At 40.1% G+C, this 17136-nt stretch carries 11 protein-coding genes; 7 read left to right on the top strand and 4 right to left on the bottom strand.

What is annotated here, in order from left to right; all coding sequences use genetic code 11:
• Nucleotides 1–111: 111 nt before the first annotated feature.
• The 4 genes from V7K45_RS09755 (at nucleotide 112) to V7K45_RS09770 (ending at nucleotide 9877) form a co-directional block, all read left to right on the top strand.
• Nucleotides 112–882, top strand: a complete 771-nt coding sequence (locus tag V7K45_RS09755; RefSeq protein WP_335002760.1) for a tetratricopeptide repeat protein — start codon at nucleotides 112–114, stop codon at nucleotides 880–882.
• 280 nt (nucleotides 883–1162) lie between these two features.
• On the top strand, nucleotides 1163–1702 hold the full coding sequence (locus tag V7K45_RS09760) for an SH3 domain-containing protein (protein WP_335002818.1): 540 nt from the start codon (nucleotides 1163–1165) through the stop codon (nucleotides 1700–1702).
• A 444-nt stretch (nucleotides 1703–2146) separates the two neighbouring features.
• Entirely contained in the window at nucleotides 2147–3769 is a 1623-nt protein-coding gene (locus V7K45_RS09765) for a tetratricopeptide repeat protein (RefSeq protein WP_335002762.1), read from the top strand.
• 639 nt (nucleotides 3770–4408) lie between these two features.
• A complete protein-coding gene (locus V7K45_RS09770) occupies nucleotides 4409–9877 on the top strand; it encodes a trifunctional serine/threonine-protein kinase/ATP-binding protein/sensor histidine kinase (RefSeq protein ID WP_335002764.1) in 5469 nt (1822 codons plus the stop codon).
• Between the two features lie 299 nt (nucleotides 9878–10176).
• On the opposite strand, the gene V7K45_RS09775 is transcribed toward V7K45_RS09770, so the two are convergent.
• Complete coding sequence (locus tag V7K45_RS09775; RefSeq protein WP_335002766.1) at nucleotides 10177–10977, bottom strand: RMD1 family protein; 801 nt, start codon at nucleotides 10975–10977, stop codon at nucleotides 10177–10179.
• Nucleotides 10978–11164: 187 nt separating this feature from the next.
• On the opposite strand from V7K45_RS09775, the gene V7K45_RS09780 reads away from it, so the two are divergent.
• The 3 genes from V7K45_RS09780 to V7K45_RS09790 all read left to right on the top strand — a co-directional run bounded on the left by V7K45_RS09780 (nucleotide 11165) and on the right by V7K45_RS09790 (nucleotide 13871).
• Complete coding sequence (locus V7K45_RS09780; RefSeq protein WP_335002768.1) at nucleotides 11165–11632, top strand: GNAT family N-acetyltransferase; 468 nt, start codon at nucleotides 11165–11167, stop codon at nucleotides 11630–11632.
• Between the two features lie 326 nt (nucleotides 11633–11958).
• A complete protein-coding gene (locus V7K45_RS09785; RefSeq protein ID WP_335002771.1) occupies nucleotides 11959–13443 on the top strand; it encodes a CIA30 family protein in 1485 nt (494 codons plus the stop codon).
• Between the two features lie 80 nt (nucleotides 13444–13523).
• Nucleotides 13524–13871, top strand: a complete 348-nt coding sequence (locus tag V7K45_RS09790; protein WP_335002773.1) for a hypothetical protein — start codon at nucleotides 13524–13526, stop codon at nucleotides 13869–13871.
• Nucleotides 13872–14045: 174 nt separating this feature from the next.
• Here the strand turns inward: V7K45_RS09790 and V7K45_RS09795 are convergent, their stop codons facing one another.
• From V7K45_RS09795 to V7K45_RS09805, 3 genes are read right to left on the bottom strand one after another with little or no spacing between them, the layout of a single operon-like run.
• Nucleotides 14046–15560, bottom strand: a complete 1515-nt coding sequence (locus V7K45_RS09795; protein WP_335002775.1) for a GH3 family domain-containing protein — start codon at nucleotides 15558–15560, stop codon at nucleotides 14046–14048.
• Nucleotides 15560–16168, bottom strand: a complete 609-nt coding sequence (locus V7K45_RS09800) for a DapH/DapD/GlmU-related protein (protein WP_335002777.1) — start codon at nucleotides 16166–16168, stop codon at nucleotides 15560–15562. The genes V7K45_RS09795 and V7K45_RS09800 overlap by 1 nt, the downstream gene beginning before the upstream one ends.
• Nucleotides 16165–16917, bottom strand: a complete 753-nt coding sequence (locus tag V7K45_RS09805; RefSeq protein WP_335002780.1) for a sterol desaturase family protein — start codon at nucleotides 16915–16917, stop codon at nucleotides 16165–16167. Before V7K45_RS09805 ends, V7K45_RS09800 begins: the two co-directional genes overlap by 4 nt.
• Nucleotides 16918–17136 lie beyond the last annotated feature (219 nt).

Genomic DNA, 17136 nt, shown 5'->3' on the forward strand with positions numbered 1-17136 from the left:
GCAAGGCTACTATTGTTGGAGCATTTTTACTGGCGATCTCGGAAATACCAGTTGCTTTGGCTCTACACCGCAACTTTGGATGCTTTTGATATCAAAAGAAAAAAAATTTATATGACTTCTAAGCTAATCTTGGTTTTACAAAAATTAATTCTATTGGTCGCAATTGCGCCATTAGTGCTGGTTTTAATTTGCAACCCGATGTGCGATAGCAAGTGCTATCTGGAGCGGGGAATTGCGGCTTACAAGCAGGGAAATTTTGCTCAAGCTGAACTTGCTTTTCGCTCTAGCATTAAAACTAATTCCAACCTGCCGTCTGCTTACAACAACCTGGGAGTGATACTTGTCAAGCAAAAGCAACTAGACCAAGCCATTGTTGCTTTTCGTAAATCCCTAGAACTTGCTCCTAACTACGGTGAAGCACAGGCTAACTTAGGATTTACTTTAGAAAAAAAAGGGGATTTACAAGCTGCAACTGCTGAGTTTACCAAACAACTCCCAACTGCCCCAGATTCCAAACGCTCTGCACTCAGTTTGGAATTAGGATTGCCGGAAGGTCTTGGCGTACTTGCCGATAAAATTGCTTCTTATCAAAGCGAAATCAAGAGCAATCCTTCGTCTTGGAAAGGCTACTACAACTTGGGAGTTGCCCTCGACCAACAAGGCGATTTAGCAGGCGCGATCGCAGCTTATAAACAAACAATTCGCCTCAATCCAACTTTTGCCGAAGCATACGGAAACTTAGGTAACGCTCTAGTGCTATCTGGGCAAAAGGCGGAAGGTCTAGCTTATATGCGGTGCTGCCGAGATTTATTCGAGCAGCAAGGACGTAAATATGATGTTCGTAAAGCTGAAGAATTGATAAAACAACTCGAACAAAAATAGTAAATGTATACGATTAAAAATTTACAACTCAAAACCAGCAGTTGGCCCAACAAAGTCAGATAACCTTTGCACCGTAAAAACCTGGGATGGTGAGTTTAACATTGGATTGCAGCCATCTGCGATCGCAGGACTAAATTTTGTAAAATTAAAAGTGTTATGCAGTACTAAAATTTCTTGAATAGAACTACCTTACAAAGTTAACCAGAATTTGTTTAGGTAGATTCGGACATATCAATAAAACTCCAGCCTTGGGTACTGATGCCAGAAACTTGAAGAAATGATGACAAAAAAAGTGAAAAATCCAGCATCAAAGTTAGCGATCGGATTGGCATTCAGTTGTATTAGTGTGATACTCAATACTGGTATAGCTAGTGAAATAAGTTTAGCGAAATCAAGTAATTCTCAAAAGTGCAATCTTTTTGCCTACGTCACTGATACAGATTCCCAAGGGTTAAATGTGCGGAGTGGTGCAAGTACAAATAACGTAATTATAGGACAAATACCCATTAAGGAAACAGTTCATGTTATTGGTGCTGCTGGAAATTGGGTGCAGATTACTAATGCTAGCAATGGTTTTCAAGGAACTGGATGGGTATTTGTGCCAAAGTTAGGTTTAACAACGCGAGGCTACGGTACTAACAGCGTAGATTTCTATGCTAGTAGCAGTCAAAAAAGCCAAAAACTGAGAAGAATTCCTGCTAATATGCCCGTCAAATTGTTAGGCTGTCAGGGAGATTGGGCGCAGGTAGAATATCAAGGTGTTAAGGGTTGGTTGACAAGGGAAGAACAATGTGGTGCAGCCCTCACTAGTTGTTCTTAGAATCCCACCACCAACCCTCTCCCCGCTTGCGAGGAGCAGGGTGGTTTCATACGAAAAAAGAAAAATACATAAGTCTTGATTTCTCGTTTTGTGTCCAGGTTTTTTCCCTCACTTCCATTCCTCTCCCCCACGGGGGCTTTGAAGCCCAGTTTTAATTTATTCTCTGCTTGTATGAAACCACCCTGCGGTCTGGGAAAAGGGGAAGGGGTAAAGGGTAAAGGATGTATTCAAAACCTTTCCCTTTTCCCTTTCCCCTTTAACCGAACCGTATTGGGTGGTTAGCTAATTAATATTTCATGTATTATTCCCAGCGATCGCACTCTCCCAACTCTTCAAAACTCTGGCATAATTAGACATGGCTGCGCCTAAAGAGCTAATTAAAAGCTTTACGCCGAATGGATATTTTAATAGAATAATCTCATCAAAAGATTCGCAGAAACATAAATGGACTGGATTACACTACTGCGATCGCTACAGTCTGATTTTATTAAAAGGTTAGCATCTGGTTGTCTGCTTCATTGTGAAACAGAAGGTCAATATAGTGAATTAACTATAATTTCTGGAGAGAGGTTAAAGGCACTACGGGAATTTTGCTGGTTGATGGCTGAGAAATATAAGCGTGTTTTACCAGTCCGTGATGTTTTTCTTAGCTATCTCAAAGGGAAGTTGGGTGAGGAAGTTGTCAAAGAACGTTTAGCTGATTTTATTACCGAAGTCGACTATGAAAAGCGATTTGGCGGTGATGGTAATATAGATTTTACCTTGACTTCTGACCCATCTATTGGTATCGAGGTAAAATCTCGTCATGGTCGAATTGACAGAGTAAGATGGTCAATTAGTTCTGAAGAAGTTGAAAAAAATGCAGTTGTAGTTTGCATTTTAATTCAAGAAGATGTGAGTGAAGCACAATCTGAGTATCACCTTTTTGTGGCTGGCTTTCTCCCAACGCGGATGATTAAGTTGAAGACTGGTAAAATTTCTTTTGGAATAGAACAATTACTATATGGTGGTGGTTTATGGTGCTATCTAGAACAGTTACAATCTTCTATAAATAATTCTTCTCGCCAACAACCACCTATTTATAAATATCTTCCGAAACAGGAAATTCTATCTAAATCAACCAATCATCAGATACTCAAGTCTCCTTTCCAGCCTGAATATGATAATGGAGATTTAAATATATTTTATGTAAAACTGGGTGATGAATGCTTTCAAAAAGGAGAATATACAAATGCAATTACTAACTATAATCAAGCCTTACAAGTTAATCAAGGCGATATTGATGTTTTATATTATAAACGAGGTTTAGCTCACTATCAAATAGGAGATTACGAAGCCGCGATCGCAGATTATTCCCAGGCAATCCAGATGAATATTCATGATGCTAAATCTTACAATAAACGAGGTTTAGCTCTCTATCAACTGGGGCGATTAGAGGAAGCGATTAATGATTATACTCAAGCTATTAGAATTAATCCTAATGTTGCCGTAACCTATAAAAATCGCGCGGAAGCTCGTTCTCATGTTGGAGATAACCAAGGAGCAATTGAGGATTATACCCAGGCTATTAAAATTAATCCTCATTATGCTAATGCTTATAAAAACCGTGGGATTGCTCGTTATTTATTAAATTCTCAGCCCGGATTTCCTCAAGCAATCAAGATTAATCCTCAAGATGCTATAGCTTATAAAAAACGTGGTAATGCTCGTTCAGATTTAGGAGATTTTGAGGGTGCAATTGAAGATTATACTCAGGCAATCCAGATTAATCCTAGTTATGCGGATGCTTATTACAACCGTGGTAATGCTCGTTCAGATTTAGGAGATTTTGAGGGTGCAATTGAAGATTATACTCAGGCAATCCAGATTAATCCTAGCTATGCTGATGCTTATTATAACCGTGGTAATATTCATTTAGAAATTGCAGATAAACAGGGAGCAATTGAAGATTTTCAAAAAGCGGCAGATATCTATCGTAAAGAAGGTAAGCTAGAAGCACTCAAAGATACACGAGAAATAATATTAGATTTAGAAATAGAAGAATCATTAGATATTTTAAACTTCTAGATAAATACTATATAAAGTAATCTCCAAAATGTGTTTACCCTCTGACTAATTTTCGTTAATTTTGCTAGATATAAAATTATGGTTTGAATTTACAATATCCGACATATTCATGCCACACATCCACCTTTTTTGCTGGTTTTGGTGCAGTATTCATACTTGGAGAATACACGAATGCGATCGCCTCATTTCAAAAAACTGTATGATTAAGGAATATCTGCTTGTTTATTCGCAAATACCACTGGATACTGGGCCGTCGTCTTGATGATTAGCCTGGATTGTCCGATCTCAATCTTTGAGAAACTGGAGGATAACGACCATATCACCAGTTTTTATCCTACAAATATCTTTTATCGAGAAGCTGACTCCCACGAAAATCCAACGATTCTTCTGTTGCAGAGAAAATAGGCGTTGGCTTTGATTCGTTGCGTCATGTCTTTACTTGCGGCTGCGATAAGATAAGCGTTAGTTCATTACAGGTCAAAAACATGCAAAATACCGTGAAAATCAAGTCATAATAAACACTTTTAATCAAAATTAATTATGTAACATCTCGTAAAAATATGCTTATTTTTGTCTCAGATGTTACAAAGCTAAACTTGCATGGGCAAATTAAGAATGCTTATATTGCAAGAAAAAACAATGACAGCTACTTTATCTGGTTATCAACTCCTCGAAACCCTTCACTCCGGTAGTAAAACCGTCATTTATCGTGGACGGCGAGAAACCGATAATGTCTCTGTGGCGATTAAAACTCTTCTGTGCGAACATCCACCACTGGAAGATATTGCTCGACTGCGCCACGAATATCAAATCATTGAGTCCCTGCGAATTCCTGGCATTGTTAAAGCCTACGAGTTAAAGAATTATCAGCATGGTCTGGCTTTGGTTTTGGAAGATATTCCGGGTTGCTTGCTCAAAGAAATGATTGTGACTCAAAAAACTACCTTGATTACTTTTCTTAAGGTGGCGATTAATTTGGCGCACACTTTAGGAGAGCTACACGCCCAAAAAATTATACATAAAGATATTAAGCCGCACAATATTCTAATTAATCCCGAATCAGGAGAAATAAAACTGATTGACTTCAGTATCTCCTCTCGCCTCGATCGAGAAAATCCTACTTTGAGCAATCCAAATTTGCTTGAAGGTACTCTTGCCTATATGTCGCCTGAACAAACAGGCAGAATGAACCGGGTGTGCGACTATCGCACCGACTTTTATTCATTGGGTGTCACCTTGTATGAAATGCTAACTGGTACGCTGCCGTTTTATGCTAATGACCCGATGGAGTTGATCCACTGTCACATTGCCAAAATGCCAGTCGCACCCTGTAGTGAAACCGTGTGCCGTGTTCTGGAAGATGTGCCAGAGGCGATTAGTGCAATTATTTTGAAACTGTTAGCGAAAACAGCAGAGGAGCGGTATCAAAGCGCTTGGGGACTGAAAGCGGATTTAGAGGAATGCTTGTTTCAACTTCAAGTGATTGGCAAGATTGAAAACTTCGTACCCGGGAGACGGGACAAATCTGGACATTTTTTGATTGGACAACAACTCTACGGACGCGAAGCAGAAGTAACAACATTAATGACTGCATTTGAGCGTGTGGCAGGTGGTAGCAGCGAACTCATGCTCGTCTCTGGTTATTCGGGCATTGGCAAGACGAGTGTCGTCAATGAAGTTCATAAACCGATTGTCGGAGCCAGAGGTTATTTCATTGCAGGCAAGTTCGATCAGTTCAAACGCAATATTCCATACACGTCGTTGATTCAGGCGTTCCAATCTTTGATTCAGCAATTACTCACCGAAAGCGTTGCCCAAATTCAAGGGTGGAAAGAGAAACTGTTAGCTGCGTTGGGAGAAAATGGGCAAGTAATTATTGATGTGATTCCCGAAGTCGAACTCATTATTGGAACTGTGCCACCTGTAAAACAATTGGGAGCGACAGAATCTCAAAATCGTTTCAATCGCGTCTTTGGGCAATTCATTGGGGTATTCACGAACCAAGACCATCCCTTAGTTGTCTTTCTGGATGACTTGCAGTGGGCAGATTCGGCATCACTGAACTTAATTGAGCTATTGATGACCGATACTGAACGCAAATATTTATTGCTAATCGGGGCATACCGTGATAACGAAGTGTCATCCACCCATCCATTGATGATGAGTTTGTCCAAAATTCAATCTTCTGGTGCGGTGGTGAATAACATCGTCTTGTCATCATTGCAGTTAACGGATGTGGAAGCGTTAATTAGCGATACATTGAATCACATAGAACACAGTCAGCCACTAGCAGAATTACTATTCCATAAAACCGGGGGGAACCCTTTCTTCTTAACACAATTGCTGAAAACCCTATACCAAGAAGACTTGTTAACGTATGACTTCCATTCAGGAGTATGGCAATGGAATATTCAACATATTCAAGCGATCGGCATTACTGACCTGAATGTTGTTGAACTGACAGCGAGAAATATTCGCAAACTGTCATTAGAAACGCAACAAGTTCTAAAACTGGCTGCTTGTGTTGGTAATACTTTTAACTTAGATGTATTAGCGATCGTCAACGAAGTATCTTCTCTAATAACTGCGGCGCAATTGTGGTCAGCCCTGCAAGCTGGGTTAATTCTACCGTTAAGTCAGGATTACAAAATTCCTTTAGCATTTAGTCAAGAAGAGTCAGGTGGCATTACCTTAACTGATATCAAAGTTGATTACAAGTTTTTACATGACAGAGTACAGCAAGCCGCGTATTCTCTAATTCCCGACGATCGCAAACAAGCAACGCATCTGAAAATTGGTCAATTACTGCTGCAAAATACGACGCCAGAAGAACGCAAAGAAAATATATTTGCTTTAGTTAATCAACTCAATTATGGTACTGATTTACTGATTTCTGAAGCAGAAAAATGCCAACTTGCAGAACTAAATCTCATCGCAGGTCAAAGAGCAAAAGCAGCCACAGCGCACGATTCCGCCATCAAATATTTACAAGTGGGTTTGGGACTGTTAGCAGAAGAAAGCTGGAAGTGTGAATATGAACTGACATTAACACTGCACTCAGAAGCGGCAGAGGCAGCTTTTTTGAGCGGTGATTTTGAAGAAATGCAGAGATTGTTTGAGATCGTCCAAAACCGTGCTGTGACGCTATTGGACAAAATTAAAGTGTATGAAGTCCAGATGCAAGCTTATATGGCGCAGAACAGGCTACTAGAAGCGGTTAACACAGCGTTACAAGTTTTAAAGCTGTTAGGGGTAGAGTTTCCTCAAGAACCGAACGCGTCAGACATTGGGCAAGGATTGGCGGACACTGCGGCAATTTTGAGTGGAAGGCGAATTGAGGATTTAATTGAACTACCTCAAATGAGCGATCGCTATAGATTAGCAGCCATTAGACTTTTGTCAAGTATCTTTGCTCCTGCATATATTGTTGCTCCTGCACTGTTGCCCCTGACGGTGTGCAAACAAGTACAATTATCCGTCGAATATGGTAATGCTGCCGTTTCTCCTTTTGCTTATGCCAATTATGGTTTTCTTCTTTGTGCCATTGTGGGAGATATTGATTCAGGTTATAAATTTGGTCAGTTGGCTTTAAATCTAGTGTCAAAGTTAAATGCTCAAGAAATCAAAGCCAAGACAGTTTTTATCGTAAATCTATTTATCCGACATTGGAAAGAGCATCTGAGAGAAACCTTAGAGCCTTTGCTGTCAGCTTACTCTAGCGGAATGGAGACAGGAGATTTAGAATATGCAGGCTATAGTCTATTCCAGTACTCCTGTTTAGCTTACTTTAGCGGTAAAGAACTAACTGTCCTTGAAAGAGAAATAGCAAGAAGCAGAGATGCTATTTATAAAACCAAGCAAGAAACAGCGCTTTATTATATAGAAATCTATTGGCAGGCTATCTTAAATCTACTGGGAAAAAATGAAAATCCCTGCCTTCTCAAGGGTGAAGCCTGCGATGAACAAATAAGGTTGCCACTGCACCAGCAAGCAAACGACAATGGGGGAGTTGGCTACATATATTTGAACAAATTTTTGCTTTGTTATTGGTTTGAAAATTACTCAGAAGCGATTGAGAATCTCGCTATAGCAGAGAAGTATTTAGATGCAGTGGTAGGAATGCCCCTTGTTCCTGTATTGAATTTTTACGATTCTTTAGTGCGGCTAGCGGTGTATCCCAATAGCCAAGAATCAGAGCAAAAGGCCATCCTGGATCGCGTCCAAGCTAATCAAGAAAAAATCCAAAAATGGGCGGATTATGCCCCAATGAATCATTTACACAAATTCTATTTGGTAGAGGCAGAACGGCATCGGGTTTTAGGCGAAAAAATCGAAGCGATCGAGATGTATGAAAAAGCGATCGCACTTGCTAAAGAAAACGAGTATATCAACGAGGAAGCTCTCGCCCACGAACTCGCAGCCAAATTCTATTTGTCATGGGGTAAAGAAGCGATCGCTCAAACCTACATGACTAATGCTTACTACGCCTATAGTCATTGGGGTGCTGTTGCTAAAGTCAAAGATTTAGAAACACGCTATCCGCAATTAATTTTGCGGTCAAATACAGAAAAAATAGAAACGAATTACCTGCACACTCTTCAAACAAGCTCTACGACTACAGGAGGCGCTCATATTCTCGACTTCATGACAGTGATGAAAGCTGCACAGGTGCTGTCAGAAGAAATGGTGCTAACTCAGTTGCTCGAAAAATTGATGAGGATTGTCGTCGAAAATGCTGGCGCTCAACAAGGTTACTTTATTGCCAAGCACGAGAATCAATGGATATTAGAAGCGACGGGAATAGTTATAGGTAACGAGGTTAGCGTTGTTGTTAACACAGAGGATAAAACTAATTCATCCTTACTCCCGGTTGCCTTATGCAATTATGTGGAAAGAACTAGAAACAATCTGGTTTTAGACAATGCTGTTAAAGACTCCCGTTTTGTGGCTGATGCTTATATCACCACTTACCAATCCAAGTCAATTTTGTGTTTGCCGCTGATTCACTCTGGCAAGTTTACTGGGATTATTTACCTGGAAAATAATCTCATTTCTGGTGCTTTTACCCCAGAACGGGTGAATGTGCTGAGTCTGTTGATAGCACAAATTTCGATTGCGATCGACAACGCCCGTCTTTACACCAATCTGCAAGCTTACTCAGAACAACTGGAAGCTAAATCACAAGAACTCGAAACTAAAAATGAAGCTTTGCAAGCATCCGAAACGCGAGAGCGAGAAAAAGCCGAACAAATCGAAAAATCTCTGTATAAACTACAACAAACTCAGGCTCAACTTGTGCAGACCGAGAAAATGTCGAGCTTGGGTCAACTGGTAGCTGGGGTTGCTCACGAAATCAACAATCCAGTCAATTTTATCTTTGGCAATCTAACCCATGCCAACAGTTACACCCAAGAGGTGCTAAGACTGCTGGAACTTTATCAGAAGCATTACCCATCTCCCCATCCAGAGATTCAGGAGGAAGCAGAGGCGATCGATTTAGAATTCGTACTAGAAGACCTGCCGAAGCTACTGTCTTCTATGTGGGTTGGGGCAGACCGGATTCGGCAAATTGTCGCTTCTCTGCGAACTTTCTCACGTATGGACGAAGCCGAAATTAAAGCTGTTAATATTCATGAGGGCATTGACAGTACCATAATGATTCTCCAACATCGCCTCAAAGCCAAGTCAGATCGTCCCGCTATTGAGCTTATTAAACACTACGGTAATTTGCCTCAAGTGGAATGCTATGCAGGGCAGCTAAATCAAGTATTTATGAATGTGTTGAGTAATGCGATCGATGCTTTAGAAGAGTCATTAACGAACAATCAAGGACAAATTACAACTCCAACCATTACTATTCACACTGAGCAAATTGATGCCGATCGAGTCGAAATTCGGATTGCAGACAATGGGATGAGTATACCAGAGCCTGTTCGCCGTCGCCTGTTCGATCCTTTCTTCACCACAAAACCTGTGGGTAAAGGAACAGGTATGGGCTTGTCGATTAGCTACCAAATCGTTACCGAAAAACATGGTGGTTCGCTCTCTTGCACTTCAGAACCCGGCGAGGGAGCGGAGTTTCAAATCCGTATTCCAGTTTGCCAGTAAGTTAGCAAGAACATTGCTGGGTAGTGGTAAATATCAGTTTTCACTACATATTTACCACTACCCCTCTTCTTAAAGCAATTTTCAGGTATTAGTCATATCTCACATATACGACTTGAGAAGGAGTTGATACTTCAACTTAGCATTATCAAGCAAGGCAATCGCTGCTTTTTTCTGCCTAGTTTTAGTTCGTAGCCGAGCTTGCAACTTATTAACAGTGTCGCTCTGAGGAGCGATTTCTCGCACTGAATTTTGAGTAGTTGCGATCGCTCCCTCGCCATCTCACAACCCCAAATTTAGGATTAGTTTTTGAAAAGGATGTCATAAAGTGACAGCAGAATCTCTACCACAATCAGAATCACCACATACCACTCTACTCGCTGACTACTGCTATGCTGCATGAACTCCAGTACTGTTTGGGCGGTTTGGGAAATTAGGTCTAGTTTACGTTCTAGAGCATGGTGACGCTCGCGAATTTCGTATTCATCCTCCAAGCGCAGATATAAATTTTCTAGCTGTGGAGATTCCCAAAGCAACTCCGGCTTATCGATAATCTCTACTTGACCTACAATCTTATGTTGAACTAATAGAGTAGTCCCAAGTTGACGCAGTAATTCCCGGCTTTGTTGTCTACTCCTGTTTTCACGCTGGAGACTAGCTGCAAACGGTTCAATTTGATCGAATACAGTTGCTAGGCTGGTTTCATAGTGAGACAGCACAACACTCTTAGCGAGAATATCAGCCACTATCTGCAAGCGTTCTATACTCAATTCATGCAGTAAAATTTTTCCTTCCTTAGCTCGTTCGCTCTCACTAATACTGAGATGAACTTCCACCTCTTCTGTTTCTGGGTCGGCAAAAGGGCCGCTGATTTGAGAGGATAGTTTGGTCAAAAAGGCTACCTTTTCTCCAGGTTCAAGGTTAAACAGGACGACTGCACCATAGGCCAGCAATACAGCGTAGCCTTCTTCACCGGCTCTAATCATTAGTGGCATACTCGCCAAGGAAACGTAATTATCCAGCGTCTTTAAGTTAATACCTTTACCAAGGAATAGGGCCTGCGCTCTAAATCTATCTTTGTCATTAAAAAGGAGTTTTTGCATTATTGCCCGGAAGCTATATTTTGCCTGCTTTACTGCTCTGGTAGCGATACTAATTGATGCCTGTTGTTGGAGATAACTACAATCTCAGCTTACCATTTCGTCTTTCCCCTACAGCCCACACCCTGTTTTGCTCAAAAAATTTCAACCAGTCAAGGTAAATTGGGATTGTCTAATTATTGCTGGATAGATGATACAGTCTAATGTCTCGTTGCCACCTGAGTATGTTCTTCGTAAGGCCAAGCCTTTTGATATGTGGTTAATAGTATTTTTTGTGTTTAAAGCAAAGCTAGATCCCAGTCAACTCAGATGGCAGCAATTTTGGGTCATTGAATGTGATGGGCATTTAGTAGCCTTCGGGCAGATCCGAAACTTTCACTTAGCACAAGAACTAGGTAGTTTATTTGTTGCACCTGCTTGGCGGAACTGTGGTTTAGGGACTGTTCTAATGCAGCATTTAATTACTCAAGCTAGTCAACCGCTTTATTTAAAATGCTTAAAACATCAATTGGTGAATTTTTACATTCAAAGAGGTTTTGTATCCGTTAACTTTCAAGACTTACCACCATCCCTCAAGTCCAAGTTTAGACTATCTCAATTACGAAAGAGGTTAACAAAATCTTTTGTAATGTTTATGAAGTACAAATATTCTAACTGAGCGCTTATATATTCCCTCAATCCAATGAAAGATTAGCCTATTCTGTAAGAAGCGCGTCCATGCTTCTCTAGATATTGCTGATCATACTCTTGCGCTCTGAAAAAATGACAGCGTTTTTCAAGTAATTGAACTACACTACTCGCCACTCAATACTTTTCGGATAAATCCAACAATCTCTCTTTTGGTCTGGGTAAAGGTTAATGGGTTTGCGGGTAAAGGTAAATATCAAACCCTTTCCCTTTCCCCTTTCCCCCAAAACCCAAAAAGTATTGACTCGCCACTCCCTCTAAAATTGTTAGAGTAAATAAAGTTATGAGGACGCAAATATGACTGACAAAAATCGTTCTCAATGGGACTTAGGCAGGTTTATCGAAACCCTGACTTACTTTGAGGTAATTCCTTTCCTTAACTGGGTACAGCAATTAATCCAAGGTCGTCCTAAGGATAATCAATATAGACCCAATGGAGGAAGAAACGTGGGTGTAATATTAGTAGCAGGTGCAACAGGTGGTGTCGGTAAACGAGTAGTGCAGCGATCGCTCCAACAAGGTTATAAAGTTCGCGCCCTAGTTCGAGATATCGACAAAGCGCGGTCAATTCTTGGTAATGATATCGATTTAGTAGTTGCGGATATCACGCAACCAGAAACTTTAACTCCTTTAGTTCTGTCTGATATCCAAGCTGTAATTTGTTGTACAGCAGTGCGCGTACAACCAGTAGAGGGAGATACAGCAGATAGAGCCAAATATTATCAAGGTGTTAAATTTTACCAACCAGAAATTGTGGGCGACACTCCCGAAAATGTAGAATATCAAGGAGTCAAAAACTTAGTCCAAGCTGCGGCAAAATATTTACCCCAAGCAAACGAAAAACTAATATTTGATTTCACCAAGCCATCAGCAGAATTAAAGGATAACTGGGGAGCGCTGGATGATGTTGTCATGGGTGGCGTGAGTGCCAGTAATATCCAATTAGTAGAAAATACAGCTTTATTTGCGGGTAATGTATCCACCGCTAACTCTGGCGGATTTGCTTCTGTCAGAACGAAGAATTTTGATCCACCCTTTAACTTATCTGGTTATGAAGGAGTGAAATTGCGCGTCAAAGGTGACGGTCAGCGTTATAAAATCTTTCTGCGGACAGATACAACATGGGATGGTATTGGCTACAGCTATTCTTTCGATACCGTAGCTAATACCTGGATAGATATTCAGATTCCCTTTGCCGATTTGATTCCCGTATTTCGAGCAAAAGTTGTTAAAGATGCGCCGCCACTTGAGCAAAGTAGAATTTGCTCATTCCAACTGATGTTAAGCAAATTTGAACATGATGGTGCTTTAAATCCTAAATTTTCTCCAGGTGGTTTTGCTTTCCAGTTGGAATCAATTAAAGCTTATGGCGAGACAACTTTACCACAATTTATCCTCGTCAGTTCAGCAGGTGTCACTCGTCCCGGCCGCCCTGGCATTAATTTAGATGAAGAACCGCCAGCAGTGAAATTAAACGATCAATTGGGAGGAATTCTAACTTGGAAATTGAAGGGAGAAGATAGTTTAAGAGAAAGCGGAATTCCTTATACAATTATTAGACCTTGTGCCTTAACTGAAGACACAGGTGGTAAGGAATTAATATTTGAGCAAGGTGACAATATTAGAGGCAAAATCAGCCGTGAGGATGTGGCAGAACTTTGCGTACAAGCGCTAAAAATAGGAAAAGCGTCTAACGTCACATTTGAGGTTAAACAGGGAGAAAATACTGTCAATATCGATTTGCAGAGTTTATTTTCTAACTTACAACCAGATAAGAGATGAAATATCTACAGATTTTTAGTCTGTAAATTATTTCAAGCAAATCTGGTTAGATAGACTGTTCTAACAAGTCAGCTATTGGTATGAAAAAAATCAAGGTGCTAGTAATCGCCGGGATTTTAGTAACAATTATCTGGGGCAGTTTTCTTTCTCAAACTGCCTCATCGCAGCAAGTAGAGTCCCGCATCTATAATCTGGAAGCGGATTTGAATCGTGTTGAGTCGCGGTTAAATCAGTTAGAGTCTCAGCTAGGTAAAACTCGGCAGTCTCCATCTTCAAGAACAACACTTACCCCACGACAGTCAACTGGTTCTAGAAGAAACTTATCACAGCAAGATCCGATGTTCGATCGGCTTGCAACTTTGGTGATTGAATTGAAGCAACAAGTCAATAAATTAGAGGAGCGAGTTGCTAAATTAGAATCACGTTAAATATTTAATCAAAAAGGCGGAATTAAAAATTAAAAATTAAAAATGAACACATTAAGGCGAGAGACGCGATGAATCGCCGTCTCTACAATAATCAGTTTTTCGTCTTGACGGCGATTTGTCGCATATTTGCGATCTAGAATTTTCATCAAAAAACCTTAACCAAACCGTATTGAGCTATTTTTGGACAACTTTCACCTGCAATTCTTGTAAAAGTTCAGTGCTAATGGGTGATGTTGCCAGAATTGGATGCTTAATACCTCCCCAAATACTTCCAGTGCGGATACGATGGGAAACTAATATTTCAGGAATTTGACTAGATATTAAAACTTGTGGTGGTGCGAGTTGATCGATGGCTCGCGCTCTGTTGTAATGATACGATTCTGATAGAGCCAGATCGAGTTGTTGAGCGATAATTTCTGGGGTTTCTTTTGCCGAATCTAATAATAGAATATAGTGCGGAGGATCGGCAATCGGCATCAAACTTTTAAAATTAGTTTCTTGCAAGTTCAACTTAATAAGAGCATTATTAACAAAGGTTTCTTGCAACTTTTCGCCCACTAAATCGCTAACGGCTTGATGTCGTCCGAGAAACTCTAAACAGGGAGTGTGGCGATAGTAATGAGTTACCCGAATGCGATCGCCAATTCGATAACGATACAAACCCCCTTTTTGAGATAAAATAATCGTGTATTCCTTGCCAATGTTGAGTTCATGTAAACCATACAGCGAACCAGCATCGTCCTCAAACTCGAAAAATACTTCATCGAGAACCGGCACACATCCCCCAGCGACAATCAACGGAATCGTCATTGGTGCTTCCGTTGCTAGTAGTCCTTTACCTTGAATTAATACGCCTGGAAATTTTAATCTTAATCCTTGCGCTTGGTCTGCGGCATTGGCGCTATCCCAGCAAGAAATCAGCTTCAAATTTGGCCAGAGTTGCATCCAGGGAATATTGCTTTCGCACAGGTGTTGCAACCGATGATGTGAAATCCGGTTGTGTAATTCTCCTCGCAATAAATCCTGATTTTCTTGAATATATTTTAAATGTACTTGCAGAAAACTAGGACTCCAAATAGAGATAATTTCTAGCCTTTCAGCCTCTAATAATGCCAAAGCCAGTTGATGTTTAAACAAGTTCGCATCATTCAGCCGATTAAGTTTATTTGGCATCACCAACCAAGGACGCAAAAACCAACGTAACCAGCCATCTAAGTAATCTAAATCGTCTTGTAAAGTTTGGCTATTAGCTACATTTAATTGCGGCGATATACAAGCATAAAGTTTGCCTGTAGAAAATCTCGGGCCATGTACAATCAGATCGTGTGCCCATACACAAAACATCTGATTAAACGATCGCCGCAAAGATTGAGTATAAGGAATCCATTTTACTGTTCCACTACTACCAGAGGTTTTTTCATAGAACAAAATAGGTTCTGGTGTAAGGGAAATTTGTTGAGTTTTTTGATTTAAGTAGGGTTCGAGTGTATCATAATCTACAATTGGTACACGCTGCCAATCGTCTACAGAATGAATCCCCAAAGTTTTACCATACTCACTTTTGATTAGGCGATCGCAAATTTCCTTCTGTACAGATGTCTGCGTTAACTCTGGGTTATCCAAAGCTCGATCGAATCGCCTCGCAGTTGGCGCAAGGATTTGCCCAAAAAGCTGAATAATTGGACGCATTATTGCACCTTTTGATTAGGATAAAGGTTACTGACTGCTGGTACATAAGAACCATCAGCAATGACTACACCAGCAGCAAGATTAGATCCGGCTCCCACAAAAACATTGCTGCCAATCTTGACTTTTTTGACATATAACATTAAATTTTGCTTGCGGGGTTTAATGACGTGAGAATAGATACCGACACGATGCCCGATAACGACGCGATCGCCAATTTCTAATAAACTGCGATCGGCAATTTCTAAACCTGGTGTCCAGTAAACATCTCGCCCTACTTTAGCACCCCATAATCGCAACCAACAAGAAAACACCCCTGGAATCAACCGCAGCACTGCTTCCAACACTGGAATTGCAATAAAAATTACTTGGATTTGATGACTACCCCACCAGGAATTATATTCTTTATTTTGTAGATAACTAATACCTTCCCGCACAGGATAAACCCATTCATGCAAGCGGTAAACTAGCACTGGTAGCCCATAAATAGAAAGGAACACCCCCATAATGCTGAAGATGTTGGGTGAATAGGCGAGGTAGACTATTGCTGCCCCAGTTAGCAATAATACAAAGGCGGGAAAAAACAACAGAATTTTACTTATAACAGTCATGAAAATGGGAATAAAAGTTTTTGGAACAAGTTTAATGAGCTAGAAATTCCGATTATAGATGGCATTTTTTTGCTTTCATAATATGTCCCATGTAATTTATCCCAAATTTTCAGATTAGCCCCATAGTTATAATTGTGGATTTCACGGCAATGATGCCAAGCATGATCCTGCGGCAAGATTAACCAAGAAGAAAAAAATTGATAAAACCAGCTATTTTCAGGAATTATCAAGCGGCTATGTCGCCATAAATCTAAGGCAGAAGTTAGACTGACTCCAACTACATAACCTGTAGGATCGGCTAAAAGATACAAAAATAAAGTGTGTATCCATAAATAAATAATTAACAAACTTGTCCAAAGTGTGTTGCGAGAAGTTCCTAATACATCCATCTGAGTAACAGTATGATGAACTTGATGAACGTTCCACAAAAATTTTGTATGTAATAAACGATGATTCCAATAATATAAATAATCAACTACAACAAAACCGATCAGAAAAGTCGGAATTAATGATAATTTTAAATCTCCTTGCTGACTCGGTAATAAATGTTGATAAAGCCAATAAACTAAAGTAGCTTGTAGTAAGGGAATAAAAATTCCTTGAATCATTAGCCCCATAACATCTAGCAACCAATCTTCATAGCTTTTAACTTGAAGTTGAGTTCTGCCAATTTCATTAGTAATAGTCCAACCAACTAATCCGATAAAAGAGCCAAAAATTAGTAGTTGTGAAAAATTTTGTATTTCCACTTTTGATTACTCACACTGATATTAAATTTAGCAACTAATTGCCCTGTTTGGTTTACTTGCTGCTGAGGGTTTAATAAATCTGGTAGCTGCTGGAGTAATTGTTCGGGATTTTCCATACATTTCTTATAATAAAATGCGTTCAGTCGGTGAATACCCTAAAATTTGGTGTGTTACTCATGCTCAGACACAAAAGCCGCCGAAAAATTTCCTCAGTAGCTA

Source organism: Nostoc sp., from assembly GCF_036917375.1.
In the GTDB taxonomy this organism is placed as follows: Bacteria; Cyanobacteriota; Cyanobacteriia; order Cyanobacteriales; family Nostocaceae; genus Nostoc.